The sequence below is a fragment of the Erythrobacter sp. JB3-1 genome (assembly GCF_057364995.1).
In genome coordinates this window covers 927,311-949,730 of the sequence record NZ_CP200289.1, presented here as the reverse complement: position 1 = coordinate 949,730, position 22,420 = coordinate 927,311, and the positions used below count along the sequence as shown (strand labels likewise).

Below are 22,420 nucleotides of genomic sequence, written 5' to 3'. Positions count from 1 at the left end.
TATTGGCAAAGAGCTAGAGTTCCCGGCCCATGCTCATGCGTTCTTCGACCGAAAATCCAAGGTGCCGATAGAATGCCGCAACCGGTTCGTTTCCGGCGCGGATCTGTAGGTTCACCTTGTTGCAGCCGCGCTTGCTTAGCTCTGCCAGAGCATGATTGACCAGCTTAAGGCCAACCCCTTGGCGTTGGCAATTTGGGTCGACAGCAACCGCGTATAGCCAGCCTCGGTGCCCGTCCCATCCGGCCATGATAGAGCCGACGACCGAGCCTAATTCATCTTCAGCGACCCAGAACAGTTCATCGCCTAAGGCGAGCTTTTTGGGAATGGCAGAGCTGGCTTGATTGCGAGGCGGAACGCTGGGAAAGACAGTGCGCCATAGTTGATCCACACCGCTGAAATGCTCTTCGCCATAGGTGACGACTTTGATCATCCTATCGGCTCCCACTCACCAACCAAATGCGGATCGCTCCGGCGAGGCCTGGCGGCGTCTCAGCCTTGATTCGCTCTTCATCGATCCGCCCGACCAGCGCATTGATTGGGACACCTTCTGCCTCGGCTGCGCGGCGTAGCATGTCCCAGAACACCGGCTCCAGGCTGATCGAGGTCTTGTGCCCGGCGATCTCGACCGAACGTTTGACCGGAGGGTGATAGGGTGTGTCCGCCATAGCGCGGTCAGCGATAGCGCACCGACTGCGTGTTGCCCATTGGCGATTGACGTGTGCTGGGCGATCTGGTGCTCTCGTTCCGTAGTTTGGAGGGTGGAATGGTCGAGATCGTCACAGGCGAAGATGGGGTTGCACGCTGCGGATGGTCGAGTGCGACACCGCAATACGAGCAGTACCACGACAGCGAGTGGGGCTATCCGGTTGGCGATGATCGCCGCCTGTTTGAGAAGATCTGTCTGGAGGGTTTCCAATCAGGGCTAAGCTGGCGCACGATTCTGGAGAAACGCGAGAACTTTCGCGCTGCCTTTCATGATTTCGATTTTCACAAAGTGGCTGATTTTGACGAAGATGATGCCGAGCGCTTGCTTCAAGATGCAGGCATTATCCGTCATCGCGGCAAGATCGAGGCGACGATTAGCAACGCCCGGCGCGCGCTCGAATTGGTCAAGGGCGAAGGCTCTCTGGCGGCCTATTTCTGGCAATATGAGCCGTGCGATCGCCTGTGGGATGGCAAGAACATGCCAGGCTTCACAGAGGCGTCCGCGGCGCTTTCCAAAGATCTAAAGAAGCGCGGATGGAAGTTTGTTGGCCCGACCACAGCCTATGCCTTCATGCAAGCAATGGGTCTGGTGAATGACCATGCCCCTGGCTGCGCGGTGCGCGACAAAGTTGAAGCAGCACGGCGAGATTTTATTTTGCCCTAGACACCATACAAGAAATTCGGGGTGGCCGCCTTTGGTAGTGCGGCTAGATTACGGTCATGAATAGTGGACTCGACACTTTGACTGGCAAGGAAAAGGACACCCTTCGACTGATCTTTCGCGGGCATGATGCGAAATCGGCTGCTCGCGCGCTCGACCTTTCGGTGCATACGATCAACGAGCGTCTTCGCGCCGCGCGGCGTAAACTTGGTGTCACCAGTAGCCGTGAAGTTGCGCGATTGCTCTACGAGTGTGAGGGGCGACCCGACGAAAATGTTGCATACAAAGAAATAGGGGATGCCTATCCGCACGTTCCTCGCGACGATCCTTCTATCCCGCGGCCGGTCTGGAGGCAGGCCATTTGGATTGGAGGAATTATGATGTTTTCTATTGCACTTGCGGGCATTCTTTCGGTGTCAGCTTCTGGTGACGCCTTCCAGGAAGATGCTGCTGACAAAGGCCTAACGGCCGAACTCGCGAGCCGAGACGAAGCTCACGTGCAGATTGCGAGTGATTGGCTCGCATTGGTTGATACGGGCGAGTGGGAAAACAGTTTTGAGGCTGCAGGGACGAGTTTTAAAGAGCTCAATACGTTGGAGCGATGGCAAAGTGCGTCCGAGCAGGCGAGGGTCCCACTCGGCGTAGTGATTAAGAGGGAAGCCATCGCAGTCGATCACCTGAACGCGCCCCCGCGAGGCTATATCAGGGTGCGCTTTCTGACGGCGTTCGAAAATTGTGAAGCGGCGATCGAGGACGTAACTATGGAGCGCGAAAATGGGGTATTCAAAGTGGTAGGCTACGTTATCGAGTAGACCGACCTCAATACATATGCTGGCCGCCGTTGATGCTCATGGTGGAGCCGGTGGTGAATGCGCCGTTTTCCGAGGTGAAGAAGGTCACGCCGCGCGCGATCTCTTCTGCTTGACCCAGACGGCCCACGGGGATCTTGGCGACGATCTTTTCCAGCACCGGTTCCGGCACGGCGGCGACCATATCGGTGTCGATATAGCCGGGCGCGATAGCATTGACGGTTACGCCGAACTTGGCACCCTCCTGTGCCAGCGCTTTGGTGAAACCGTGAATGCCGGACTTGGCCGCGGCATAGTTGACCTGGCCATATTGGCCGGCCTGCCCGTTGATTGAACCAATATTGACGATCCGGCCCCAGTTGCGTTCACGCATGCCAGGGAATGTCGCCTTCGCCATATTGAAGCAGCCGCCCAGATTGACGCGCATAACGTCGTTCCAGTCTTCAAAGCTCATCTTGTGCAAAGTGCCATCGCGCGTGATGCCGGCATTGTTGACGACGATATCGACCGCCCCATGTTCTTCAGTCACTTTGGCGCAGCCTTCGAGGCAGGCTTCGTGATCGCCTACGTCCCATTTCATGGAAGGGATACCGGTGGCCTCGGTAAAGGCCCGGGCGCTTTCATCATTGCCCCCGTAATTGGCGATGACAGTATGGCCTTGGCGCTTAAGCCGCTGGCAAATGGCTTCTCCAATGCCGCGCGTGCCCCCAGTGACGATTGCTACTTTGCTCATATGCCTGTCATCCCTCTGAGTCGTTTTATCCTTTTCAGGGATAGACTTGCCGTAACGTCAGGCAACAAAAAACCCCGCGAAAGCGAGGTCTTGCATACGAATTTCTCTTACTCGAGTGAGCAGGAGGTGGGTCAGAACTTAAACTGAGTTCCGACGTAAACGGCCTGATTGTCCTGATCGGCATTGGTAAGCGGGTCCAAACGGTCGCGCTCCTGCGACAGCCGCACACCGGCAGTCACATTGAGGTTGCGCGAAATCCGGTAAGCGCCGCCTACATCGATAGTCTGTCGCTCAAGCGCGCCCAGAGTATTGGGCGAGCTGCCAGCGGCTTTGTCGCTTTCAAGTTCAATGCGCGGCTGTAGACGGCTTGGCTTGTCCTTGGCGGTCGGGCCAGCAGGCTCAAACGTTGCAAGGTCAGGCATCGACAGATTGCGGACCGTATCAGGCAGCGCCACAGGGCGCGCAAAACTATCATAGCCGCGCGCAATGCCGAGATTGTAACGCGTTGGCTGAACGGCTGCGATGCCGCCGCTAACGCCGGGCGCTGCGTCAATTGCAGAGCGCACTGAGATTGCTTCAGCAATATCGCTGTCCACTCGAACAGCGACGGTCACCGTGCGGTCACCATTGCCAGCGTTTGCGGCGCCAGCCGGAGTGAAGCGCATGCCGTCACCGCCAATCTCGCTTGCGAACATCGCCGCAAGTTCTGGATCTACCGATGCAGGTGTGAAAATGTCGAGAGCTGAGCCCTCTAGCCCAGGCACGCTCTCTGTCAGGCTTACCAAGGCGAGGCCTGTCGAAGGAACGCCGAGGGCCAGCGCACCAGCGGCAAGTACCAGCGGCAGCTTGCGCTGCGCCTTACTTCCAATCTGGTTAGCCTTGCCTGACATGGCGTTCATTCAAATCCTTTGATCACTATCGTCTTGATCAAAGCATCCCCTGCCTGAATATTGGCTGAGTTTGCCCCAAAACGACTCGCCGCTTTTATGCAGCATTCGGAATATTAGAACCATGAGTCGCCACTAGGCAATCCTCCGGAGGCTGAATCCCGCCTAACCCTAACGTTTTTGGCAAGACTCTCGCGAATCTGTTGCATTGTGCACACAATTGGATTTGCAGAATGTTTTTCCCTCTGATGCCGCAGTTCAGCCGCCATAAAGGCGCATGCAGCGCTAGAATACGCGGATAATTGGCCCCGAATGGCCGTGTGACCGCTTGCCGCGCTGCTACGCGAGGCTATAGAGGCACTTAATGATGCAAAAGGAATTTATTGCTGTGACCCGCGCTCAAACTACGCTTTCTCGTTCGTTCCGCGTTCTGCTTGCTGGATTGGGAGCGGCTTCGCTTGCTGCATGTGGGGGCAATGAACGTCCCAAAGCGGATATGGCCGCCTCTCAGGTCAACACGATTGGCGTCAATTCTTATCTCTGGCGTGCATCGCTAGAAACCGTCAGCTTTGCACCGCTGCTTCAAGCGGACAGCGCGGGCGGCGTGATCGTTACCGATTGGTATGCGAACCCAAGCAATCCGAATGAGCGCGTGAAAGTAACCGTGACCATTCTCGATCAGGACTTGCGGGCCGACGCGCTTCGCGTGGCCGCCAGCCGTCAGGTCGCTCAGGGCGGCGGATGGGTCGATGCGCCGGTGCAGGCCGCGACCGTTCAGAAGCTGGAAGACATTATCCTGACGAAAGCGCGCGATCTGCGCCGCAAAGCTGTAGCCAGCTAAGCCAAATTTCCCTAGCGGGGTTTCATGACTGATACGCGTTTTGATCCGTCCAGTGCCGACGGGCGCTGGCAACGTGCGTGGAGCGAGGCGGGCACTTTTACCGCTGACAGCTCTTCGTCCAAGCCCAAGAGCTTCATCCTTGAGATGTTCCCCTATCCCTCTGGCCGCATCCACATGGGGCATGTGCGCAATTACACGATGGGCGACGTGCTGGCGCGCTATAAGAAAATGCGCGGACACGAAGTGCTCCACCCGATGGGGTGGGACGCATTCGGCATGCCGGCTGAAAACGCGGCGATGGAAAAGAAGGTCCATCCTGGCAGCTGGACGCGGGCAAATATCGAGGCGATGAAGGCGCAATTGCAGCGCATTGGCTTTGCGCTCGATTGGACGCGAGAGTTTGCGACCTGTGATCCGGAATATTACGGTCACGAACAATCGCTGTTCATCGATATGTATGAGGCCGGGCTGGTTTACCGCCGCAGCAGCGAGGTGAACTGGGATCCAGTCGACATGACCGTGCTCGCAAACGAGCAGGTGATTGATGGCAAGGGCTGGCGCAGCGGCGCCGAGGTTGAAAAGCGCAAGCTCGATCAGTGGTTTTTGAAGATCACAGATTTTGCCGGCGAACTGCTCGATGGGCTGGCTGAGCTCAAAGATTGGCCCGAAAAGGTCCGCCTGATGCAGGAAAACTGGATCGGCAAATCCACGGGTCTTGAGTTTTCATTTGAGCTTTCAAACGGCGATAAGCTGCCGGTCTATTCGACCCGTCCGGACACGATTTTCGGCGCGAGTTTCTGCGCCGTCGCAGCCGACCATCCACTGGCGCAGCAAGTCGGCGCGAGCGATCCGGCAGCAGCGAGCTTTATCGAGGAATGCAAGCGCGGCGGGACGACCGCGGCGGAGCTGGAGACCGCTGAGAAGCTCGGCTTTGATACCGGCGTGACGGCAAAGCATCCCTTTACGGGCGAGCCTCTGCCGGTGTTTATCGCCAACTTCGTGCTGATGGATTACGGTACTGGCGCGGTGATGGGCGTGCCGGGCCATGACCAGCGTGACTTTGAATTCGCGACCAAATATGATCTGCCAATCGCGCGCGTTGTCGCCAGCGATGTGAGCGAAGCGGACGCGCCATTGGAGGGCGAAGCGGCCACCGGTGACGGCGTTATCGTCAATTCGGATTTCCTCAATGGCATGAGCGTCGAAGATGCGAAGGCGGAGGTGAATAAGCGCGCAGAAGCAGACGGCTGGGGCGAGGGAACCACTGTCTGGCGGCTGCGCGATTGGGGCGTCTCTCGCCAAAGATATTGGGGCACACCGATCCCCTTTATCCACTGCGAGACTTGCGGCGTTGTGCCCGTGCCGAAAGATCAGCTGCCGGTTACTCTTCCTGAGGATGTCGATTTTGAGACACCGGGCAATCCGCTAGAGCGCCATCCGACTTGGAGCAAAACGGCTTGTCCCAAATGCGGCGGCGATGCTCGGCGTGAGACCGATACGCTCGACACTTTCACCAATTCCTCGTGGTATTTCCTGCGCTTTGCCAGCCAGCCTGTGGATGCGCCCTTCGACGCGGAAGAAGTCGCCAAATGGATGCCGGTGGAGCATTATATCGGCGGGATCGAGCATGCGATCCTGCACTTGCTCTATGCCCGGTTCTGGACCCGCGCGCTCAAGCATATCGGCAAAATCGATGTGGCGGAGCCGTTCGCTGCGCTCTTCACTCAGGGCATGGTGACGCATGAGACGTATCAGCTTCCAGTTGAGGTTGTTGTAGGCGGGGAAGTCCAACAAACAATCAAACCTTGGCTGAGCCCGGACGAAGTCGAAAAACGCGATGGGATCTTCGTCGACAAAGAAGGTGGAAGACCAGTAGAAGTTGGCCGCGTCGTCAAAATGTCCAAGTCGAAGAAAAACGTCGTAGATCCAGATGGCATTATCGATGATTACGGCGCGGACGCCGTGCGCTGGTTCATGCTGTCCGACAGCCCGCCAGAGCGCGATTTGCCATGGTCCGAGGCAGGCATTGAAGGCTGCGGTCGGTTCGTTCAGCGGCTTTGGCGCTTGTTCGAAAGCCTCGATCCGGCCGCTTCAGGTGAGGACAAAGCGCTCGCTCGCAAGGCTCATCAGGCCATTGTTGCAGTCGCTGAAGACATTGAAGCGCTGAGCTTTAACAAAGCGGTGGCGCGCATTTACGAGCTTACCGGAGCGGCGGAAAAGGCGGCCCCGAGTGAAAGTCGCAATTTCGCGGTCCGCACCATTCTGCATCTTGTCAGCCCCATGATGCCGCATCTGGCTGAAGAGATCTGGTCGAGGCAGAATGAAAGCGGCCTGATCGCCGACGCTGCTTGGCCTGCACATGACCCGGCTATGCTGGTCGAGGATGAAGTGACCATCGCGGTCCAGCACAAGGGCAAGCTGCGCGATACGCTGACCGCGCCCAAAGGGGCTGCGAAAGAAGACCTCGAAGCGCTTGCGCTCGCGAGCGAGAAGGTCCAGCGTTCACTCGATGGAGCGGAGATACGCAAGGTGATCGTGGTGCCTGATAGACTGGTGAACATCGTTACGTGATGCGCCGCGCGCTTGCCTTGCTCGCGTGTTTCGCGCTCTCGCCAATGCTGGCGTCCTGCGGTCTGCAACCGCTCTATTCGAGCGATGGCACCAATGCCGGGGTGACCAATGGATTGGCCGCCGTCCAGATCCCGACCATACCCGGACGCGGCGGATGGCTGCTGCGCGGAGAGCTTGAAGATCGCTTGCAAGTCTCAGGCGCTGTCGCCCCGCGTTACCGTCTTGATGTGCGTCTCGATGATGCGCTGGAAGCTCTGGGCGTGCTCAATGATGACACGATCAGCCGGGAGCGCCGGATCCTGCGCGCGCGTTATCAATTGATCGACATCGCCAGCGGCGAAATCCTGCTCGACGCAACCGCCGGAGCCGATGCGGGTATTGATGTGGTCAGCTCCGAATATGCGACCATTGCCGCAGAGCAGACCGCGCTTGAAAATCTCTCCAAAGAGGTGGCGGACCGGATGGTGACCCAAATCGCCCTCACTTTGCGCACGCAAGCCAGCGCGGCGGACAGCGCGCCAGCGGGCCAATGAAGGCAACCCAGCGGGACTTTGCACGCGGCCTCCCCAGCGGCGCGGCCAATTGCTCCATCTTCTTTTTCTGCGGACCCGACGAGGCAGGGGCCTCTGCCGCAGCCACCAAGATTATCGAAGGCCTGCCCGACGCGGGCGAGCGAATCGAAATATCCGGCGGCGACCTCAAACGAGACCCGGCGATGCTGGGGGACGAGGCCCGCTCTGGCTCCTTGTTCGGCGATAAGCGCCATTTGTTTGTCCGCGCCAATGGCGATGAAGCCCATGACGCGGTCAAAGCTCTGATCGAGACGAATGATGCGGGCGCGGGCGAGGCGGCTCCGGTGCTGATCGTCGCCACCTCCGCAACGGACAAAGCGCGCACAGCCAAGCTGATCGAGAAACGCAAAGACGGCATGGTGGCGATGTTCTGGCCGCCGGACCTGTCTTCTGTGGCGGTCTCTGTGCGGGCGATGGCCGATGCGGCCGGCCTGCGATTGGGCGGCGATTTGGCTGAGCGCATTGCGCGCGCCGCAGGCCTGGATGTGAGGCTGGCGCAATCAGAAGTGACCAAGCTTGCGCTTTATTGCGGTGCTGATCCGCTCGAGCCGAAGACTGCCTCGATCGAGGACTATGGCGAGATTGGCGCGGCGACCGAGGAAGACGGGTTCCAACCGCTTGTGAATGCGGTGATGGGCGGCGAGCTGCCCCGGATTGACCGCGAAATCCGCCGGATGCGAGAGCTAGGCCTGAACCCGGTCGGTTTGCTGTTGGCGATAGAACGGCGCGCGGCGCAATTGGCTCAGATCACCGCGAAGCTCGGTCCGCGCGGCTCACTCGACAATCTGGGCAAGGGCGAAAAGGCGCAGCTCGGCATATTTTGGCGAGAGGAGCGCGACATTCGTCAGCAACTCACAAAATGGCATGCGCGCAAGCTGGACCGGCTGATCCCGCGCCTGATCGAGATGCACAGGTCGCTGCTGTCGAACAGCCAAGCGGCGGAGATGCTGCTGGCCCAAGGACTGGCTGAAATTGCCAGATTTGCTGCCAAGCGTTAGCTCTTGGGGCTAAACAATTCTCAATACAATTCGCATTGCGGGATCAGTTGCATTAGGCTCTGCCTAGGTAGTAATACCGGGGTCGTAGAAATGTTGCTGATGGGATCATGAATAAGCTGCCTGGATCGATTGTCGCTAGTGCACAGTCGCAAAAGACACAGCAGCAATCGGCGCCTTCATTAGAGCGTCGGCGACTTCGCGCCTATATTGCGATGCTGCTCATCGATCTGATTTTATTGCATTTCGGTTTTGTATTCGCCGCGTTTGCTTATGAAAATGTGTGGTGGGAGCCGCGCGCGGTGCTGGCGGCGGCGACGCTACTGCCGATCTATTTCACGGTAGCGCTCTACAACACGAGCTATTGCGCAAGGGCGCTGACCGATTGGGGGTATGCGGTCAGAAAGTTGGCGGTCGCTCTGGTGATCTCGGTGGGCCTGCTCAACTTTCTCGCCTTTTTTGCCAAAGCCAATGCGGAGTTTTCGCGGGTGGCCATGTCGCTGGGGTTGATCCTGTCCTTTACCCTGATGGCGCTGGCGCGGCGCGGATTGGTAGCCTTTATCGCCCGGTTCTGGGGCGGGAAGATCCGCAACTATCTCGTCATTGATGATGGCGGGCCGGCTTTCTCACTGCGCGATGCGACCGTGATCGATGCGCGTAAAATGGGTCTCGATCCCGGCAGTCACGATCCGCACATGCGCGATAAGATTGGGCAATTGCTGCGCAACCAGGACAATGTGATTATTTCCAGTTCTCCCCTACGGCGCCAGCAATGGGCGTTCCTGCTCAAATCAGTCGGGGTGTTCGGCGAGATTGTGAGCGAGCCTGCCCAACGTTTGGGGGCAATCGGCGTGCAGCGATATGGTGGGTGGGACGTTACCTCCCTAGTTGTGTCAATTGGCCCGCTTGGTCTGCGCGCGCGGGCAACGAAGCGGTGTTACGACATTGCTTTGGCATTGGCAGGTCTGATTGTTTTGTCTCCAATGCTCGCTGTTTTTGCGCTGCTCATCAAGCTGGAGGATGGCGGGCCTGTGCTGTTTGCTCAGCGGCGGGTTGGGCGCGGCAATGCGTTCTTCAACATGCTCAAATTTCGCAGCATGCGCGTCGAAAGCGGAGACGAGAGCGGTGAGCGGTCAACCGCGCGCGATGATGACCGTGTCACTCGCATTGGCCGCTTCATCCGCTCAAGCAGCATTGATGAGCTGCCGCAGCTCTGGAACGTTCTGCGCGGAGAGATGTCGATTGTGGGGCCTCGTCCACACGCGCTTGGCAGCCAGGCGGGCGATAAGCTGTTTTGGGAGGTTGATGGCCAATATTGGCGGCGCCATTCGCTCAAACCCGGGCTGACCGGATTGGCGCAAGTTCGCGGATACCGCGGGGCGACTGAGCAGGAATCCGACCTCATCGACCGCCTTCAATCCGACCTTGAGTATATCGCGGGCTGGACCTTGCGCCGCGATGTGGAGATCACTTTGCGCACCTTATCAGTGCTGCGCCACGACCGCGCCTTTTGAGCGCTGTTTACTCGCCGTCTTGCGGGACGGAGAAGCTGCCTGTGACCCGTCCGTCCGCGCCTTCGGTTGTGCCGGCTGGGCCGCCTGAGGCCCGGCCATCAACACTGGATAGCCCGGTTCTAAGGTCGATCACCAAGCGCCCGCCGTTCAGCCTATCGCCCCCGCGTGCAAGGCGAACATTGCCCGACATGGTAATGATCCGGCGGCCAAAGTCATAGATCGCAACGTCGCCGCTCGCCCGCTCATTCCCGCGCGACACGGTAACGCCGCCGGTTGCGGTGATGCGCTGGATATCGAGCGATCCGCTGTCACTGTAGTTCACCAGCATGCGGCTCGATTGCACGGTGAGGCCAGCCTGACGCACGATCACATTGCCTGACAGCGCAACGCGGTTTTCCCGGTCCTGAAGCTCAATCCGGCCTGCGTCGAAGTCGACCGGAGCGCGGCTGTTGTGCGCAGCAATACCCTGAGCGCCAACCTGGATCGCACCCATAAAGGCAGCGGTGCCGACCAATCCGGCGAGCGCCCAGCGAGCAGCAGTGCGGGTCAGCGAAGGGGGTGCGGTGTGCGTCATGGTATCCTCAATTCGCCCGGTATCATGGACAGTTTGGCATTGCCTTCCAGCGTGATGGTGCGCGCCGATAGGTCCGCTCTCAGCGTATTTGCGCTGAACGTGCCGGCAGGCACGGCGCCTTCGACCCCGTCATCGCCGCGCATGGCGCGTTCTTCAAGATCAACGGAGACCCCGCGCGCGGTCATGGTGTAGCCATCGGCGGCGCGCAGGCGCACTGCGCCGTCGACGTCGACGACCTCTTCGTCAATGTCATAGGCCCCTCCGGGAGCGCTGATCCGGGCAGGCCCTTCTGGCAGCAGCGGCTGCGCGATCAGATCGTCCATCCGCACGATGCCTTCTGCGCTAGACCGCTGCACGGCCTCGCCCGCTTGGATCGAGAATGGCCGGCCGCGTTCATCGCGGCCGCGGTACATGGCGTTATCGACGCTCAGCCGCTCGTTGATCATCGCCACTTTGTTGCGGTCGAGCAGGAACGAGATTTCGCCGCGTGGGCTGAGCGGTGTGATGATCATGAGCGCCGCCATAATGCCAACGCCCATCGGCAAAGCGCGCGCGAGGAACCCGACGAGCTTGTCATGCGATCCGCCAGGCGCAGCAAAGTCCTGGCGCTTGCCGCGAAGCGCCTTTGCTTTGTTTGTTTCGATGCGCCGTTTGGTGACCATAAGAGTGCTTTGCCCAGCTTCGCCTTACATGTGGCTGAAGATGTCGTGCTCTGACCAGCCGGCCATGTCGAGCAGCGCGCGGGTCGGCAGGAAGTCGAAGCATGCCTGAGCAATCTCGGTCCGCCCTTCGCGCTCGAGCCGCTTGATCAGCTCCTCGCGCATGGCGTGGAGATAGCGCACGTCAGAGGCGGCGTATTCGCGCTGAGCCTCGCTCAGCTCCGGTCCGCCCCAATCGCTCGATTGCTGCTGTTTGGAGATTTCTGCGCCGAGCAGCTCATGCGCAAGGTTCTTCAAGCCATGCCGGTCGGTGTAGGTCCGCACCAGCTTGCTGGCGATCTTGGTGCAGAACACCGGCGCGGCCATCACGCCGAGGTAGTAATGGATCGCAGCCAGATCGAAGCGCGCATAGTGATAGAGCTTTATCCGTGCAGGGTCCGCCAGCACCGCCTTTAGATTTGGCGCGGCATAGTCGCTGTCCGGGCCAAAGCGCACCAAATGCTCATCCCCTTTGCCATCGCTGATCTGCACCACACACAGCCGATCACGGTGGGTGATCAGGCCCATGGTTTCAGTATCAACGGCCACGGGGCCATCGGCGAGCACGCCTGCGGGCAGGTCTTCTTCATGGAAATGGACTGTCATAGGCTCAGTCTCCTAGAAGCATTGGGGAAAGAGGGGAAGGGGACATGGCGCTGGGATGCGCTGGCAGTGTAGCTTTTGACAGATGAGCAGTGATCCTATCCCCGAAAGCTGGCGCGCCGCGCTGGAGCCGGTGCTGGCCAGCGCCGAGGCACGTAAGCTTGGCGGATGGCTGCGTGCGCAAGAGGACGCGGGCAAGGTGATCTACCCTCCGCGCGGGGAGCGCCTCGCCGCGCTCGCCATGACCCCGCTGGAGGATGTGCGCGTGGTCGTGCTGGGTCAGGATCCCTATCACGGACCGGGTCAGGCGCATGGCCTGTCGTTTTCGGTTAAAGACGGGGTGAAGCCGCCCCCCTCGCTTGCCAACATCTTCAAGGAGCTGGAGAGCGATCTGGGCATTCCGCCGCCCGCCACCGGTAATCTCACTCCTTGGGCCAAGCAGGGCGTGCTGCTGCTCAACAACACGCTGACGGTTGAGGCCGCGCAAGCGGGTAGCCATGCGGGGCGCGGCTGGGATGCGATCACCGATGCGTGCGTCGCGGCGGTGGCGGAGCGCGCTAGTCCGTGCGTGTTCGTGCTGTGGGGCAGTCACGCGGCGAAGAAGGCGGGCCGGGTGAAGGCCCTTGGCGGCGGCCCGCATCACCTGGTGCTCACCAGCCCGCATCCCAGCCCCTTGTCGGCCTATCGCGGCTTCTTTGACTCCAAACCCTTCAGTCAAATCAACGCCTTCCTTGAGAGCCACGGCCTCACACCGATTGATTGGGCGCTGTAGCGGCGTGGAACACAGATGCGATTTTCGAATCTGTGACTTTTGGTGGAAACTCACGCAATTACAGCGCCCTACTGCCATTCGGGCGCGGCAAAGTGTGACTTTTGAAATGTTGGAATTGCGGCGCGGCGCAGCGGAGTAAATCATGCCCTAAACTTGCCTCAAACCGCGTGCTGTAGGAAAGTCTGATCATGACCCAGGATGAGGCCCGCACCGCTCTGCTCAAACGGCAGGAAGAGCTCGCAGAGGAAGACCGCATCAGCACCGAAAGCCGTGAGCCAGTGACTTTGCAGCAGGACAGCGTTGGCCGGCTAAGCCGGATGGATGCGATGCAGCAGCAGGCGATGGCGCAGGCGAGCGCACGCGTATTGCCTCCGCGCTTCAGCGCTTAGACGCGAATGAGTGGGGATATTGCGCCACCTGCGGCGAGGACATCGCCAAGGCGCGCCTGCGCCACGATCCCAGCGTTTCGACCTGCGTCAAATGCGCGGGCGGCGGGGATTAGTCAGCCTGCGCCGACTCCGGGCGAGGCGTCACTTTACGCAGCTCCAATTGGCCCAAGCGCGGGTCTGAACTGGGGCTTGGCGCGAATTTGAGGACATTGCCCTCTAAAACGCCGACCATGCCGGTGAAATCCGCCACGCCCAGATCATTGCGTTCAAACGCAAAGGTTATCGTGCTGCCCGGTTCCCAGCCCAGATCTTCCACGCGATGCGTCGCGGATTGCACATCGTAAATGCTCTCTTCCAGCTTCAATGAGACGGGTTTTGGGCATTCGCCTAGTGGGGGCGACCAGCCTTCTGCTGGGACTTGATCAACCAAGCGCGTGCCATCCTCGCAATCCAACATCACAGTGGCATATTGGAAGGGTTTTGAATTGCTCGCCCAGACCACCTTTACCATGGGTGCGCCGGGATATGTTTCGGAACCGAGCCAGCTGAATTCAGGCGGCACAGGCTTGGGTGTGGAAGTGAGGATGACAAATTCGCCTTCCTGATCCCAAGTGCCGCGCGCCCGCATGTCGAGCGCGCCAACAGACAGGCCCCATCCGAACGTCCCATCAGCGGCGATTTCCATGCCCATCGCGGTCTCGAAAGAGCCGCCATTATATCGCCCAATGAACTTGGAATTGGGATCGGGCTTGGCTGGTTTTGCGGCTGGCGGCGAGGAGGGCGAAGTTTCCTGCGCGGCGGATATGGCGCTCGCCTGTACCGGAGTATCGCCCGTCACTGAGCCGCCATTGGCACAGGCGGACAGGCCAAGCGTCAGTGCACTGAGCACGAAAATCTGACGCTGTTTCAAGCGCCGCAATTTAGAAGGTTGCATTCAGCCTCATCCCCAACAGCACGCCTGTATCGCGCGCTGCGACCGCGCTGTCTATAATCTGAGCGTTGGCGGTGACTTCGAATTTGTCGGCGACGCCCACTGTGTAGAACAGCTCCACGCCGCGCTCGTCTTCCAGGCCTAGCCGAGTGGCGAGCACGCTCACCAGCTCGTCGGTCAGAGAATATTGGAACACCGCCGCGCCAAATCGGTCCTGCGGGCGGCCGCGCGGATTGCCGGAAACACCGATAAAGCCGCTGTAATCAAGAAAAGTCGGATCGCCGAGCGAGCCATACACCTGGCCGAAAATGCCCCAGCCTTTGCCCGGTGCCTCGGGATAGACATCCAGGAATTGATAGCCCGCAAACACGGCCGCAAACTCTCCGCGCGTATTGCCAAAGCTTGATCCCGGCGCCGGGATCAATGCGGCTGGTAGAGAGCGTGCATTGATATCGTTACGGGTCGAGCCGGACAGTTTGAGCGCGTAATAGCCCGGCTTGCCGCCAATCTTTACTGGCACCGTAACCGATCCGAGAAATCCGACGCCGCTGCCAAAGGCGGTTTCAAATCCGGTCCGCTCAAACTGCGAATCCGGGTCGAACACCCACAGGCGGTAAAGCGCATTGTCGGTCGGCACCTCCAGCAGCGCGCCGGTGAGCGTATTGGCGATGATCGCGGACGGCGGCAGAGCGACGCTGAGGTTTTGAAAGCCGTGGTGCCCATTGCTGCCAACCACAGGCAGCTTACCGCCTAGGTCGAGCACATTGACCTTGCCCACGGTCAGCTTGGTGCCCGATTTCCAGCGTTTGGAGACACTGGCCGAGAGGTCAAAATCGCCCGCTCCCTCGCCGCGAAACAGGGCCGTATTGTTCGGGATCAGGCCGATTACGCCATTGGAGTCCTTGCCCCAGGTGAACTCAGGGCGCAGCGTGAATGTCCAACTGTCATCGAGGCCGAGTGTGCTGCCCTGAACGTCGATATAGGCATCGGCTCGGCCGCTGTAACGAAACGTGCCAGACGCGTCGCCAGCAACCGGAACATCGACGAATTGTGAGATCGAAAGCTTGGTCTCAACCGGCTTGGAGGGCACCGGAGCTTGGGGGCGGCGACCGGTACGAGCACAGGGAGAGGCGCGGGTGCTGGGGCGCTGCTTTGCGATCCGCCCGTGGGAGCGGTCCCGACATCGACGCTTGAATTGTCGTGCGCCGAATGAGCGGCTGGCGCTCCCGTCACTGAGCCAGAGAACACGGCGTCAAATTCATCCTGAAGCGTGGTTCCAGCGGCGACTGGTTGCGCGGCGGCGAGCATGCCTGCGCTGATTGCCGCAGTAATAGCGGCCAGGCGCGCCAAGTGAGGCTTGTGCGAACTTTTCGGTGCGACCCGCATAGTGTTTCTGTGCAATCCGCCGTGCCACCGCACCGCCAATCGCTTCTCTCCCATCCTATTGTGGTTGGGTGCCCCACAAAAACAGGCAGGTCAAGCGCTTGGCTTCGACTTGGAGTTGCGTAACAATAAGGCCTATGACTTGCCAAATTGTTGGCGGCATCAAGACTTCACTGGCAGATCAGCAGTAATGCCTGATCCTACTTGCGCGCCTAGCCAAGCAAAACTGCGGGTGGCTTGGAGATTCTGAGCCTGCTTTACGCGTTTTCTTAACGCGGCAGCGAGCTCGTACCCATCAGAGCTTCATCGACGCTGCGTGCACATTGGCGGCCTTCGCGGATTGCCCAGACGACCAAGCTCTGGCCGCGCCGCATATCGCCGCAGGCATAGACCTTCTCCACGCTGGTAGCGTAATCGTCTTCGTTCGCTGCGACATTGCCGCGCGTTGTCAGTTCGACTGCTGCTTGGTCGAGCAGGCCGGTTTTCTTCGGACCGACAAAGCCCATCGCCAGCAGGATCAAATCAGCGGGGATTGTGAACTCGCTGCCGACGATCTCGCGCATCCGGCCATCAACCCATTCGACCCGCGCGCATTCAATGCCGGTGACTTTCTCGCCGTCGCCAACCACGCGCTTGGTCAGCACCGCCCAATCGCGGTTTGCTCCTTCTTCATGGCTGGAGGAGGTGCGCAGCTTAAGCGGCCAATCGGGCCAGGTCAGGGCTTTGTCTTCCTTCTCTGGCGGCTTGGGCATGATCTCTAGCTGGGTCACGCTCTTCGCGCCCTGCCGGTTGGAGGTGCCAACGCAGTCAGAGCCGGTGTCACCGCCGCCGATCACGACCACGTCCTTGCCGGTCGCGAGCAGGCTGCCGCGAGGGGCGGCGCGCAGTTCGTCGTCGCCAGCATTGCGCTTGTTTTGCTGGGTCAGGAATTCCATCGCCAGGCGCACACCGTCCATTTCCGCACCGGGAATGGAGAGCGCGCGGGCGTCTTCGCTGCCGCCGGATAGGACAATCGCATCGTAATTTTCATTGAGGCTCTGGAACGAGACATCAACGCCAACCTCTTTGCTGGTTTTGAACTCAACCCCTTCGGCCTCCATCTGGACGCAGCGGCGGTTGATCGGCTGCTTTTCCATCTTGAAGTCAGGAATGCCGTAACGCAGCAATCCGCCGACCCGGTCGCTTTTCTCAAACACGGTGACGGTGTGGCCAGCGCGCGCCAATTGCTGGGCGCAGGCCATGCCTGCGGGGCCTGATCCAACCACAGCAACGCGCTTGCCGGTCTTTTGGGCGGGGACTTGCGGCTCGATCCAGCCCTCTTTCCATCCGCGATCGACAATCGCGCATTCGATCGATTTGATCGTCACGGGCTGGTCGACGATATTGAGCGTGCAGCTCGCCTCGCATGGGGCGGGGCAGATGCGGCCGGTAAACTCCGGGAAATTGTTGGTCGAGTGCAGGACGGAAAGCGCGTTCTTCCAATCATCCTCGTAAACCAAGTGATTCCAGTCCGGGATCATGTTGTTTACGGGGCAGCCGTTGTGACAATAGGGGATGCCGCAATCCATGCAGCGTGCCGCCTGATTTGACAGCGTCGCATCATCGGGCTGAACCACAAACTCGCGGTAATTGTTCAGCCGTTCCTTGGGGTCGAGATAGTCGCGCTCGCGCCGCTCGATTTCGAGAAATCCGGTGTCTTTGCCCATGGTGTCTACTCTGTTTCTATTCTGCTGCGACCGAGGCGGCTTCTTCGCGTTCAGCTTCGAGAGCCTTTAGCGCGCGTGCATAATCGCTCGGCATAACTTTCACGAACTGGCTCAGCGATTGCTCCCAATTGCCAAGCAATTCGCCAGCCTTGGTGCTGCCCGTGTGCAATTGGTGGCGCTCGATCAAGATCTTGAGCCGCTCTGCATCATGGCGCAGCATGTCGCCCATGCCGAAATCATGCACGGAGCTGGCGCGCTGCGCCGGGCGTCCGGTGCCGTCTTCGGCGTCAGGCTCTGCGGAGATTGGCAGCAGGTCGACCTGCGCCTTGTTCACCAGGCTTTCGAACGTGCCATCCGGATCATAGACGTAGGCCACCCCGCCGCTCATCCCTGCGGCAAAGTTGCGGCCCGTCTTGCCCAGCACAACGACAACGCCGCCGGTCATATATTCGCAGGCGTGATCGCCCGCGCCCTCGACCACGGCGATCGCGCCGGAATTGCGCACGGCAAAGCGCTCGCCCCCGACACCGCCGAAATACGCCTCACCCGCAATCGCGCCGTAAAGCACGGTGTTGCCGACGATGATGTTCTCGCTTGGGTCGCGGTTTGCCGTATCTGGTTGGCGCACGATGATGCGCCCGCCTGATAGACCCTTGCCGACGTAGTCATTGGCATCGCCTGACAGATCAAGCGTGACGCCGTGCGCGAGCCATGCGCCAAAGCTCTGGCCAGCCACACCGCTCAAATTGATGCGGATCGTCTCTGGCGGCAGGCCTTCATGGCCATGCGCAGCAGCGATCCGGCCAGACAGCATCGCGCCAGCGGTGCGGTTTTTGTTGGCGATCTCATAGGTCAGTTGAACCGGCTTCTTCGCTTGGATCGCCTCTGCGCAATCCGCGATCAGCGCATTGTCGAGCGCGGCGCTAAGGCCGTGATCCTGACCCTCGGTGTGCTGCAATGATGCGCCTTCCGGCAGCTCTGGCATGTGCAGCAACCGCGAGAGATCAATTCCGCTCGCCTTCCAGTGGCGGTGCATCCGGCTCATATCGAGACGGTCGGCGCGGCCAACCATTTCATCGACCGTGCGGAAGCCCATTTCAGCCATGATCTGGCGCAGCTCTTCGGCAACGAAGAACATGTAATTGACCACATGCTCTGGCTGGCCGGTGAAGCGCTTGCGTAGCTCTGGATCCTGCGTGGCGACGCCAACGGGGCAGGTGTTGAGGTGGCATTTGCGCATCATGATGCAGCCCGCCGCGATCAGCGGCGCTGTGGCAAAGCCGAACTCGTCCGCGCCCAGCAGCGCGCCAATGGCAACGTCGCGCCCGGTGCGCAGGCCGCCGTCGACCTGCACGGCGATGCGGCTGCGCAGATCGTTGAGCAGCAGGGTCTGCTGTGTTTCGGCGAGGCCGATTTCCCAAGGGCTGCCCGCATGCGTCAGGCTGGTCAGCGGCGATGCGCCGGTCCCGCCGTCATAGCCGGAGATGGTGATATGGTCCGCGCGCGCTTTTGAAACGCCAGCGGCCACGGTGCCCACGCCCACTTCGGACACCAGCTTGACCGAAATGCGCGCCTCTGGCTGCACGTTTTTCAAATCGTGGATCAGCTGAGCGAGGTCTTCGATCGAGTAAATATCGTGGTGCGGCGGCGGCGAGATCAGGCCAACACCCGGCGTCGAATGGCGCACCGCGCCAATCCGTTTGTCGACCTTGTGACCGGGCAGCTGACCGCCTTCGCCGGGCTTTGCGCCCTGCGCCATCTTGATCTGGATATCGTCGGAATTTGCGAGATATTCCGTCGTGACGCCAAAGCGTCCCGAGGCCACCTGCTTGATCCGGCTGCGCATGGAATCGCCATTGTCCAGCGGCGTGAAGCGGAACGGTTCCTCGCCGCCTTCACCGGTGTTGGAGCGCCCGCCAATGCGGTTCATCGCGACCGCCAGGGTCGAATGCGCTTCGTGGCTGATCGAGCCAAAGCTCATTGCGCCGGTGCTGAAACGTTTGACGATTTCGGATGCTGGCTCAACCTCGTCGAGCGGGATCGCCTCGTCGGCTTTCTTGAACTCCATCAGCCCGCGAATGGTCAGCAGGCGTTCGGATTGCTCGTTCACGCTCTTGGCAAATTCTTCGTAGTTTGAAGGATTGTTGCCGCGCACGGCGTGCTGAAGATCGGCAACGTTCTTTGGTGTCCAGGCGTGCTCTTCGCCGCGCAGACGGTATTGATAGATGCCGCCCACATCGAGCATGCTCTCATAGATCGGGTTGTCGCCATAAGCCTGCGCGTGGCGGCGCACGCTTTCCTCGGCGACTTGGGCCAAGCCCACACCTTCGATGGTGGTCGAGGTGCCGGTGAAATAGGCTTCGACAAACGGAGTGGACAGGCCAACCGCGTCAAAGATCTGCGCGCCGCAATAGGATTGATAGGTCGAGATGCCCATTTTGGACATGACCTTGCGAATGCCTTTGCCGATGGCCTTGATGTAGTTTTGTTCAACCTCGCGCGGGTCCAGCTCAAGGTGCTTCTTGCGGCGAATATCCTCCAGCGTTTCAAACGCCATGTAAGGGTTGATCGCTTCGGCGCCGTAACCTGCGAGTACGCAGAAATGGTGCACTTCGCGCGCTTCGCCGGTTTCCACGACCAGGCCGGTCTGCATCCGCAGGCCTTGGCGCACCAGATGGTGATGCACAGCGGCCGTGGCGAGCAAAGCGGGCATGGGAATGCGGTCCGCGTTCTGAGCGCGGTCTGACAGCACCAGGATGTTGTGGTCTTGCAGCACCGCCTCGGTCGCGGCCCAGCACATTTCCTTGATCGCCAGCTCAATGCCTTCGACGCCTGCCTCAGCGTCCCAAGTCATATCGATCGTCGCACAGCGGAACGCGCCGTCCAGCGCGGTTTCCACCGTGCGGATCTTGGCCAGATCATCATTGGTCAAGATCGGCTGTTCGACCTCAAGCCGCTTATGCGTGCCGGCCTCCCGGCCAAGCAGGTTCGGGCGCGGTCCGATCATCGACAGCAGGCTCATCACCAGCTCTTCACGGATTGGATCAATCGGCGGGTTCGTGACCTGCGCAAAGTTCTGCTTGAAATAATCGTAAAGCAGGCGCGATTTGTTCGACAGCACAGCAATCGGTGTGTCAGTGCCCATCGATCCCAGCGGATCATCGCCCTTCACCGCCATCGGCTCGAGGAAGCGCGAGATGTCTTCCTGAGTGTAGCCGAACGCCTGCTGGCGTATTAGCAGCGAATTGCCATCGGCCTCATCGCGCTCAACCACTTCGGACAGTTCCGGCTCGATATCGGCGATATCTTCCAGCTTAAACTGAGCCTTCTTGAGCCAATCGGCATAGGGCTCTGCGCCCGCCAGATCCGCCTTCAGCTCGTCATCCTCGATGATCCGGCCTTGCTCCAGATCGATCAGCAGCATCTTGCCCGGTTGCAGGCGCCACTTACGGGTGATGTCTTCTTCTGCGAACGGCAAAACGCCGCTTTCTGAGGCGAGGCAGACGATGTCGTCTTTGGTAACGCAGAAACGCGCCGGGCGCAGACCGTTGCGATCCAGCGTTGCGCCAATTTGGCGGCCATCGGTGAAGGCGACGGCTGCGGGTCCGTCCCACGGCTCCATCAATGCTGCGTGATATTCGTAGAACGCGCGCTGGTCGGGATCCATCAACTCGTTCTTGGACCACGCCTCGGGGATCAGCATCATCATCGCGTGTGCGAGTGAATATCCGCCGGCGAGCAGCAGTTCGAGCGCATTGTCGAGGCAGGCCGTGTCAGATTGGCCATGCGGAATGATCGGCCACATCTTATCGAGGTCAACGCCCAGCAGGTCGCTTTCCATCGTGCGGCGGCGGGCGTTCATCCAGTTCACATTGCCGCGCACCGTGTTGATCTCGCCATTGTGCGCAATCAGGCGGAACGGGTGGGCCAGACGCCAGCCGGGGAAGGTGTTGGTTGAGAAACGCTGGTGCACCAGGCCAAGCGCGGAGACGCAGGCCGGATCGCGCAGATCGTTAAAGAAGCTGCCGACCTGGTCACACAGCAGCAGGCCTTTGTAGGCGATCGTGCGGCTGGAGAAGCTCGGCAGATAGAGCTCGGTGAGGCCGGGCAGATCGTGCTTTACCGCCAGCTTTGCGAGCGGGTTTTGCACCTGCTTGCGAATCACCAGCAGCTTGCGCTCAAACGCGTCTTGATCGGCGCAGTTTTCGCCGCGTGCGATCACCGCTTGCTGGATCACCGGCATCGAATCGATCACCGCTTTGCCCAGGCCATCAAGTGTGGTCGGGACATCGCGCCAGCCGACAAAACGCTGGCCTTCTTTGGCGGTGAATTTCTCAAATTGTTCGGTCACAAACGCGCGCGCTGCGGCGTCTTGCGGCATGAAGCACATTGCCACCGCATAATCGCCCGCCGCGGGCAGATCATGGCCAGCTTCATCGGCCCAATTGCGGAACAAAGGGTCTGGAATTTGCAGCAAAATCCCGGCGCCATCGCCCAGCAACGGGTCCGCGCCCACTGCGCCGCGGTGGTCGATCCGGTTCAGAATCTCGAGCGATTGCTCAATGATGGAGTGGCTTTTTTCGCCTTTAATATGCGCGACCATGCCGACGCCGCAGGCATCGTGTTCGTTTCGAGCGTCATAAAGGCCTTGGGCCGCGGGCTGTCCCATCGAAAAATCCATTCTGTCAGATGCCGGCACTGGCGACAGGCCCGGTGGGCTTGTGGCCGGCAGAATTGCCTGCAGAGCGGCCCATGCGGAGCGCGATCTGCATCACTTCAAAGCCTTTTGCCGACAGAATCGCAATTTTGCAACCGCGAAGAACGTAGCATTCTTTCGCATAGCTATGCCTGAGCTTTAGCGCGATTGCGCACCGCTCAACTAAGCCGGGGTTTTGTTGCGTTTTTGTTTAGCCTCAAGCGCCGGCGTTCGCATCCGCTCCCTTGGCTTTCCTCGCTCATGCGACCTGAAGGTCGCGTCGCTGCGGGCGGGCACAAGGCCCTTGCGACGCCTGCGGCGTCGAACCAGCGCCCTCTATCTGGCTTGGCCGCGGAGCTCGGTCGGCGACCAGCCGACCG

21 protein-coding genes are annotated in these 22,420 nt (G+C 60.0%); 10 read left to right on the top strand and 11 right to left on the bottom strand.

The window, feature by feature from the left end:
* Window positions 1-13 precede the first annotated feature (13 nt).
* Both AC0V6M_RS04405 and AC0V6M_RS04400 read right to left on the bottom strand, forming a co-directional pair.
* Complete coding sequence (locus AC0V6M_RS04405; RefSeq protein WP_486137645.1) at window positions 14-430, bottom strand: GNAT family acetyltransferase; 417 nt, start codon at window positions 428-430, stop codon at window positions 14-16.
* 1 nt (window position 431) lies between these two features.
* Window positions 432-665 carry a ribbon-helix-helix domain-containing protein gene (locus tag AC0V6M_RS04400; protein WP_486137644.1) on the bottom strand — a complete coding sequence of 78 codons (234 nt, stop codon included), beginning with the start codon at window positions 663-665 and terminating at the stop codon, window positions 432-434.
* Between the two features lie 98 nt (window positions 666-763).
* Here AC0V6M_RS04400 and AC0V6M_RS04395 point away from each other — a divergent pair, with 98 nt between their 5' ends.
* Window positions 764-1,369 carry a DNA-3-methyladenine glycosylase I gene (locus AC0V6M_RS04395; RefSeq protein WP_486137643.1) on the top strand — a complete coding sequence of 202 codons (606 nt, stop codon included), beginning with the start codon at window positions 764-766 and terminating at the stop codon, window positions 1,367-1,369.
* Between the two features lie 77 nt (window positions 1,370-1,446).
* A complete protein-coding gene (locus tag AC0V6M_RS04390) occupies window positions 1,447-2,178 on the top strand; it encodes a DUF4019 domain-containing protein (RefSeq protein WP_486137642.1) in 732 nt (243 codons plus the stop codon).
* A gap of 7 nt (window positions 2,179-2,185) precedes the next feature.
* Here AC0V6M_RS04390 and phbB read toward each other — a convergent pair whose 3' ends face one another.
* Both phbB and AC0V6M_RS04380 read right to left on the bottom strand, forming a co-directional pair.
* Window positions 2,186-2,908 (bottom strand): acetoacetyl-CoA reductase, encoded by a 723-nt coding sequence (gene phbB, locus AC0V6M_RS04385; protein ID WP_486137641.1) that lies wholly within the window; start codon window positions 2,906-2,908, stop codon window positions 2,186-2,188.
* Between the two features lie 131 nt (window positions 2,909-3,039).
* Window positions 3,040-3,807, bottom strand: a complete 768-nt coding sequence (locus AC0V6M_RS04380) for a hypothetical protein (RefSeq protein WP_486137640.1) — start codon at window positions 3,805-3,807, stop codon at window positions 3,040-3,042.
* 352 nt (window positions 3,808-4,159) lie between these two features.
* On the opposite strand from AC0V6M_RS04380, the gene AC0V6M_RS04375 reads away from it, so the two are divergent.
* The 5 genes from AC0V6M_RS04375 to AC0V6M_RS04355 all read left to right on the top strand — a co-directional run bounded on the left by AC0V6M_RS04375 (window position 4,160) and on the right by AC0V6M_RS04355 (window position 10,288).
* Complete coding sequence (locus AC0V6M_RS04375) at window positions 4,160-4,636, top strand: DUF3576 domain-containing protein (RefSeq protein WP_486137639.1); 477 nt, start codon at window positions 4,160-4,162, stop codon at window positions 4,634-4,636.
* 24 nt (window positions 4,637-4,660) lie between these two features.
* Window positions 4,661-7,207: a leucine--tRNA ligase gene (gene leuS / locus AC0V6M_RS04370; protein WP_486137638.1), complete on the top strand. Its 2,547-nt coding sequence runs from the start codon at window positions 4,661-4,663 to the stop codon at window positions 7,205-7,207.
* On the top strand, window positions 7,207-7,740 hold the full coding sequence (gene lptE, locus AC0V6M_RS04365) for an LPS assembly lipoprotein LptE (RefSeq protein WP_486137637.1): 534 nt from the start codon (window positions 7,207-7,209) through the stop codon (window positions 7,738-7,740). Before leuS ends, lptE begins: the two co-directional genes overlap by 1 nt.
* Window positions 7,737-8,777 (top strand): DNA polymerase III subunit delta, encoded by a 1,041-nt coding sequence (gene holA / locus AC0V6M_RS04360; RefSeq protein WP_486137636.1) that lies wholly within the window; start codon window positions 7,737-7,739, stop codon window positions 8,775-8,777. The genes lptE and holA overlap by 4 nt, the downstream gene beginning before the upstream one ends.
* 107 nt (window positions 8,778-8,884) lie before the next feature.
* On the top strand, window positions 8,885-10,288 hold the full coding sequence (locus AC0V6M_RS04355) for a sugar transferase (protein ID WP_486137635.1): 1,404 nt from the start codon (window positions 8,885-8,887) through the stop codon (window positions 10,286-10,288).
* Between the two features lie 7 nt (window positions 10,289-10,295).
* Here AC0V6M_RS04355 and AC0V6M_RS04350 read toward each other — a convergent pair whose 3' ends face one another.
* From AC0V6M_RS04350 to AC0V6M_RS04340, 3 genes are read right to left on the bottom strand one after another with little or no spacing between them, the layout of a single operon-like run.
* Window positions 10,296-10,862, bottom strand: coding sequence for an LptA/OstA family protein (locus AC0V6M_RS04350; protein WP_486137634.1), 567 nt, complete (start codon window positions 10,860-10,862; stop codon window positions 10,296-10,298).
* Entirely contained in the window at window positions 10,859-11,524 is a 666-nt protein-coding gene (lptC, locus tag AC0V6M_RS04345; protein ID WP_486137633.1) for an LPS export ABC transporter periplasmic protein LptC, read from the bottom strand. Before lptC ends, AC0V6M_RS04350 begins: the two co-directional genes overlap by 4 nt.
* A 24-nt stretch (window positions 11,525-11,548) precedes the next feature.
* Window positions 11,549-12,166 (bottom strand): ribonuclease D, encoded by a 618-nt coding sequence (locus tag AC0V6M_RS04340; RefSeq protein ID WP_486137632.1) that lies wholly within the window; start codon window positions 12,164-12,166, stop codon window positions 11,549-11,551.
* An 82-nt stretch (window positions 12,167-12,248) separates the two neighbouring features.
* Between AC0V6M_RS04340 and ung the strand changes: the two genes are divergently transcribed.
* From ung to AC0V6M_RS04325, 3 genes are all read left to right on the top strand, one after another.
* A complete protein-coding gene (gene ung, locus AC0V6M_RS04335; protein ID WP_486137631.1) occupies window positions 12,249-12,935 on the top strand; it encodes a uracil-DNA glycosylase in 687 nt (228 codons plus the stop codon).
* A 188-nt stretch (window positions 12,936-13,123) separates the two neighbouring features.
* The gene (locus AC0V6M_RS04330; protein WP_486137630.1) at window positions 13,124-13,324 is read left to right on the top strand and encodes a hypothetical protein; all 201 of its coding nucleotides are present in this window, start codon (window positions 13,124-13,126) and stop codon (window positions 13,322-13,324) included.
* On the top strand, window positions 13,300-13,437 hold the full coding sequence (locus tag AC0V6M_RS04325; RefSeq protein WP_486139564.1) for a TraR/DksA family transcriptional regulator: 138 nt from the start codon (window positions 13,300-13,302) through the stop codon (window positions 13,435-13,437). Before AC0V6M_RS04330 ends, AC0V6M_RS04325 begins: the two co-directional genes overlap by 25 nt.
* On the opposite strand, the gene AC0V6M_RS04320 is transcribed toward AC0V6M_RS04325, so the two are convergent.
* From AC0V6M_RS04320 to gltB, 4 genes are all read right to left on the bottom strand, one after another.
* Window positions 13,434-14,258, bottom strand: a complete 825-nt coding sequence (locus AC0V6M_RS04320; RefSeq protein ID WP_486137629.1) for a hypothetical protein — start codon at window positions 14,256-14,258, stop codon at window positions 13,434-13,436. The genes AC0V6M_RS04325 and AC0V6M_RS04320 overlap by 4 nt on opposite strands.
* Window positions 14,245-15,345 carry a carbohydrate porin gene (locus AC0V6M_RS04315; protein ID WP_486137628.1) on the bottom strand — a complete coding sequence of 367 codons (1,101 nt, stop codon included), beginning with the start codon at window positions 15,343-15,345 and terminating at the stop codon, window positions 14,245-14,247. Before AC0V6M_RS04315 ends, AC0V6M_RS04320 begins: the two co-directional genes overlap by 14 nt.
* A 562-nt stretch (window positions 15,346-15,907) precedes the next feature.
* On the bottom strand, window positions 15,908-17,344 hold the full coding sequence (locus AC0V6M_RS04310; protein WP_486137627.1) for a glutamate synthase subunit beta: 1,437 nt from the start codon (window positions 17,342-17,344) through the stop codon (window positions 15,908-15,910).
* A gap of 16 nt (window positions 17,345-17,360) precedes the next feature.
* Window positions 17,361-22,013 carry a glutamate synthase large subunit gene (gene gltB / locus AC0V6M_RS04305; protein WP_486137626.1) on the bottom strand — a complete coding sequence of 1,551 codons (4,653 nt, stop codon included), beginning with the start codon at window positions 22,011-22,013 and terminating at the stop codon, window positions 17,361-17,363.
* Between the last annotated feature and the right edge of the window lie 407 nt (window positions 22,014-22,420).

Bases quoted from the DNA above. Each gene is read 5' to 3' on its own strand.
- AC0V6M_RS04350 (WP_486137634.1), bottom strand. From the start codon at position 10,862: ATGACGCACACCGCACCCCCTTCGCTGACCCGCACTGCTGCTCGCTGG.
- AC0V6M_RS04310 (WP_486137627.1), bottom strand. From the start codon at position 17,344: ATGGGCAAAGACACCGGATTTCTCGAAATCGAGCGGCGCGAGCGCGAC.
- lptE (WP_486137637.1), top strand. From the start codon at position 7,207: ATGCGCCGCGCGCTTGCCTTGCTCGCGTGTTTCGCGCTCTCGCCAATG.
- AC0V6M_RS04355 (WP_486137635.1), top strand. From the start codon at position 8,885: ATGAATAAGCTGCCTGGATCGATTGTCGCTAGTGCACAGTCGCAAAAG.
- AC0V6M_RS04320 (WP_486137629.1), bottom strand. From the start codon at position 14,258: ATGCAACCTTCTAAATTGCGGCGCTTGAAACAGCGTCAGATTTTCGTG.
- AC0V6M_RS04395 (WP_486137643.1), top strand. From the start codon at position 764: ATGGTCGAGATCGTCACAGGCGAAGATGGGGTTGCACGCTGCGGATGG.
- AC0V6M_RS04330 (WP_486137630.1), top strand. From the start codon at position 13,124: ATGACCCAGGATGAGGCCCGCACCGCTCTGCTCAAACGGCAGGAAGAG.
- AC0V6M_RS04340 (WP_486137632.1), bottom strand. From the start codon at position 12,166: ATGACAGTCCATTTCCATGAAGAAGACCTGCCCGCAGGCGTGCTCGCC.
- AC0V6M_RS04405 (WP_486137645.1), bottom strand. From the start codon at position 430: ATGATCAAAGTCGTCACCTATGGCGAAGAGCATTTCAGCGGTGTGGAT.
- leuS (WP_486137638.1), top strand. From the start codon at position 4,661: ATGACTGATACGCGTTTTGATCCGTCCAGTGCCGACGGGCGCTGGCAA.
- AC0V6M_RS04375 (WP_486137639.1), top strand. From the start codon at position 4,160: ATGATGCAAAAGGAATTTATTGCTGTGACCCGCGCTCAAACTACGCTT.
- ung (WP_486137631.1), top strand. From the start codon at position 12,249: ATGAGCAGTGATCCTATCCCCGAAAGCTGGCGCGCCGCGCTGGAGCCG.
- gltB (WP_486137626.1), bottom strand. From the start codon at position 22,013: ATGGGACAGCCCGCGGCCCAAGGCCTTTATGACGCTCGAAACGAACAC.
- lptC (WP_486137633.1), bottom strand. From the start codon at position 11,524: ATGGTCACCAAACGGCGCATCGAAACAAACAAAGCAAAGGCGCTTCGC.
- phbB (WP_486137641.1), bottom strand. From the start codon at position 2,908: ATGAGCAAAGTAGCAATCGTCACTGGGGGCACGCGCGGCATTGGAGAA.
- AC0V6M_RS04400 (WP_486137644.1), bottom strand. From the start codon at position 665: ATGGCGGACACACCCTATCACCCTCCGGTCAAACGTTCGGTCGAGATC.
- holA (WP_486137636.1), top strand. From the start codon at position 7,737: ATGAAGGCAACCCAGCGGGACTTTGCACGCGGCCTCCCCAGCGGCGCG.
- AC0V6M_RS04380 (WP_486137640.1), bottom strand. From the start codon at position 3,807: ATGAACGCCATGTCAGGCAAGGCTAACCAGATTGGAAGTAAGGCGCAG.